This is a genomic window from Rhizobium ruizarguesonis (assembly GCF_012349115.1).
GTDB classification, from domain to species: Bacteria; Pseudomonadota; Alphaproteobacteria; order Rhizobiales; family Rhizobiaceae; genus Rhizobium; species Rhizobium ruizarguesonis.
The window spans coordinates 1-2,531 of the sequence record NZ_PQIG01000004.1 but is presented as its reverse complement, the minus strand read 5'-3'; the positions used below and the strand labels follow the sequence as shown (position 1 = coordinate 2,531).

The following is a 2,531-nucleotide window of genomic DNA, read 5'->3' as shown; positions in this document are numbered from 1 at the left end:
CTGCTGATCATCAAGCCAGAACTCTCCTGCCATCATCAAAACTCCCATTGTCATCGTAATGAATCACAGCGATCCATTTTGATCAATGACTTGATTGGGTTTGGAGCCTAGAGCAGCCGGTACCGGAATGCTCTGGCGACCGCCTGCATGCGGTTGACCGAATCGAGCTTGCGCATCGCGCTCTTCAGATAACCCGCCACCGTATGCGACGAGAGATCGAGAATGATCGCGATCTCGTCGCTGCTCTTGCCGGCCGCCGACCAGCGCAGGCATTCGATTTCGCGCCGGGTAAGCGCCTCCGACGGACCGTCTTCCCCGCCGCCATTGCGCGAAACCTTGTCCAGAAGCTCCATGCAGCCGTAGAGCAGCGCCATCGCCTGCTCCCGTGTGGGCATAGGACAGCCGCCTGAGAAGGCGAAGATGTATTGTTTCAGGTCAGCGTCGTGCAGCGCGAAGGCGAAGGTATTCTTTAGCCCGTGCATCTGAAAGAGCGTGTTGAGTCTGCGGTTTTCCTGATTGGCGGCGCTGCCTGCAAATGACCCCTCTTTGCAGAAGACCGGTACGATCGTCCGCTTCATCGCGGTCACCAGTCTGCTGCAATAGAAGAGATCGGCGGCCTCGTAAAAGCCGACAAGGCTTTGCGGCCAGTTGCTGGTCAGCCGGTTTTCGGTGAAGGCCGTACGGTCGCCCCGCGGGAAAGCCGAGAGCAGATAGAAATCGAAGCCCGCAAGCTTCGCCATCTCGCCGAGCCGTTCCCTGCCATCGTTGAATGAAACCCCGGCGCCATCGGCCTGCGAAGGCGAAAATGCAGCATCCTCAGCGCAGTCGTCGACTGCGCGCTCACGTCTTTTCATCTTCGTATCCTCGTATGGCCAGCTTCGGCTCGGCCTCGCTGCCGGCGGCGAAAAGCTCGCGCCGGAGCATCAGCAAAGACGGCTTCTGCCCCGCATCCCGAGGACACGAAGCATCAAAAGCGCGAACTGGACTGATACAGCGGGAAGAACGGAGACGAAGTCTTGCGCTCATTCTTATGTTGCAGCGCTTATAAGATCATCCCGGGAAATCAGCTAATATTTATTCCGCATGGCTCCCATGCAGGCGCCACAAATTGACGTAGTGGCAGGCGGCCGCTCCAAATCGCCGGCCAGGGCGGGCGTCTAAATTTGTTATCAAAGTCTTACGATGGGTTTAGGCAATTTTTAAATGTGGCAGGCTAGAGTGGGGTTCGTGGTCTTGCGTTGTGTAGAGAGTCCAATGACCGAAATGATACGTCCCCGAGTGAAATATGTCATCGGCCCCGATGGCAGCCCCCTGACGATTGCGGATCTTCCGCCGCCCAATACGCGGCGCTGGGTGATTCGCCGGAAGGCAGAGGTTGTCGCGGCTGTTCGCGGTGGCCTGTTGAGCTTGGAAGAGGCCTGCGAGCGTTATACGCTCACGGTCGAAGAATTCCTCTCCTGGCAGTCGTCGATCAACAGCCACGGTCTCGCTGGCCTGCGCACCACGCGCATTCAGCAATATCGTCACTGATCACACCTAGCATCGACGACATCTATTTCGGGCCGGACGCATCTCCCATGAGGGAATGAAGAAGGCCCGAAATCATTGACGAGGCCGCGTAGCACCAGAGGCCGGGCTGCGTGAAGGCATCCGCCAGCCCCGTCGTCTTCGCCGCAGCAATGACGATCGCGACCAGCAGCACGTCCATCATCGACCACTTGGACAGATGCGGTACGACGCGACGATAAAACAGGCTGCCGACCCGATCGGCGGCGGCCGTCGCTTCTGCGGTGATCCCCATCGCCTCCACGGTGATGCCGATCATCTTCAGAAGCGGGAGCAGGATCGAAACCAGCGCGACGATCGCCGCCAGCAGCCCATCCCCGCCTTGCCAAAGCGAGACGATGATTTCGATGAGCGACGGTGTATCGTCGAAGAAATATAGCGTCTCGAAACGGACCAGCGGCAAGACGAGGCCGAGCGCCAGGAAGAACGGCGCGGCCACGAGAAGCACGGGGCGAATCATCGAAAGCGCCTTCATTGCCCCGAACCTCGTATCGACCCGATATTTTGCATGAACACTCCGTTTCCTGCCTCTATTGCCTCCACGGCTTGGCACGACCGCGCCGCCATGTCACGGTCCGCCACGACAATATCCGTTACGAGGAAAGACAATGGACATTCGAAACGAGGAAGGCGCCTCCGGCGGCCGTTATGCGGCCGAGGTCGAAGGACACGAGGCGGAGATGACCTATTCACGCACATCGCCGAAGCTGGTCATCATCGATCACACCGGCGTTCCCGATGCGCTACGCGGCAAGGGCGTCGGCCAGGCGTTGGCGCTCCACGCTGTGGAAGCAGCCCGCACCGGTGGCTGGAAGATCATCCCGCTTTGCCCCTTCTTCAAGGCGCAGGCGCAACGCCATCCGGAATGGAAGGACGTCGTGAACTAGAGCACGTCGCGCAAAACTGTGCAGCGGTTTTGCGACAACGACATGCGTAAAAACAAGGATATAAAGCGCGAGGAGCGA

4 protein-coding genes are annotated in these 2,531 nt (G+C 58.9%); 2 read left to right on the top strand and 2 right to left on the bottom strand.

The genetic code is table 11. The features are described 5' to 3' along the window. Positions 1–107 precede the first annotated feature (107 nt). Positions 108–854, bottom strand: coding sequence for a response regulator transcription factor (locus C3Y91_RS02380; RefSeq protein WP_168574926.1), 747 nt, complete (start codon positions 852–854; stop codon positions 108–110). Positions 855–1,254: 400 nt separating this feature from the next. On the opposite strand from C3Y91_RS02380, the gene sciP reads away from it, so the two are divergent. Then, entirely contained in the window at positions 1,255–1,530 is a 276-nt protein-coding gene (sciP, locus tag C3Y91_RS02375) for a CtrA inhibitor SciP (RefSeq protein WP_007533628.1), read from the top strand. A 22-nt stretch (positions 1,531–1,552) separates the two neighbouring features. Here sciP and C3Y91_RS02370 read toward each other — a convergent pair whose 3' ends face one another. Further along, complete coding sequence (locus tag C3Y91_RS02370; protein WP_018073707.1) at positions 1,553–2,119, bottom strand: paraquat-inducible protein A; 567 nt, start codon at positions 2,117–2,119, stop codon at positions 1,553–1,555. Positions 2,120–2,174: 55 nt separating this feature from the next. Here C3Y91_RS02370 and C3Y91_RS02365 point away from each other — a divergent pair, with 55 nt between their 5' ends. Further along, positions 2,175–2,453 carry a GNAT family N-acetyltransferase gene (locus C3Y91_RS02365; RefSeq protein WP_017965846.1) on the top strand — a complete coding sequence of 93 codons (279 nt, stop codon included), beginning with the start codon at positions 2,175–2,177 and terminating at the stop codon, positions 2,451–2,453. Positions 2,454–2,531: the final 78 nt, after the last annotated feature.

Coding starts and splice junctions, on each gene's coding strand:
- C3Y91_RS02380 (WP_168574926.1), bottom strand. CDS start 854: ATGAAAAGACGTGAGCGCGCAGTCGACGACTGCGCTGAGGATGCTGCA.
- sciP (WP_007533628.1), top strand. CDS start 1,255: ATGACCGAAATGATACGTCCCCGAGTGAAATATGTCATCGGCCCCGAT.
- C3Y91_RS02365 (WP_017965846.1), top strand. CDS start 2,175: ATGGACATTCGAAACGAGGAAGGCGCCTCCGGCGGCCGTTATGCGGCC.